The following is a 530-nucleotide window of genomic DNA, read 5'->3' on the forward strand; positions in this document are numbered from 1 at the left end:
TATTGGCCACTTCCGAAATCAGCGGGTTTGGTTTGCAATGCTCATCGGCGGGCTTAACTTTGCGTTGTTCGTCAATCTTTACTCAGTGATGGGCTTTCGTTTGGTTAGCGCGCCGCACAACGTTCCGGTCGGTCTAGCATCGTTGATATTCATCTGTTATCTGGGAGGAACTTTTTCTTCTCGATGCGCAGGGCATTGGAGCAAACGTTACTCTTCTATTCTAGGTATGTTCTTAGGCGCTGTGGTTAGCATGGCAGGCATGTGGATTGCGGCTTTTGAGAGCCTCGCCGCTATGCTTATCGGTCTTCTGCTGATTAGTTTTGGCGCGTTTTTTACCCATACTTTGGCTTACGGCTGGGTAGGACAAAACGCAACACAAGCAAAAGCAACCGCAACAGCTTTGTACTTGGTGCACTACTATGTTGGCGGAAGTTTAGGTGGGTTTTTATTGCTCTACTGTTGGCAACATGGCGGTTGGTCAACCGTACTGCTTGGCGGAAGCGTTTTGTATGCCGTGATGTTTGCTGCCA

General features: G+C 48.9%; 1 protein-coding gene. It reads left to right on the forward strand.

Going from position 1 to position 530, the window contains the following annotated elements:
- A partial coding sequence (locus R8N47_RS28115) for an MFS transporter (RefSeq protein ID WP_412034503.1) occupies positions 1-530 on the forward strand: 530 nt, incomplete at both ends.

It is taken from the genome of Vibrio sp. 2132-1 (assembly GCF_033344315.1).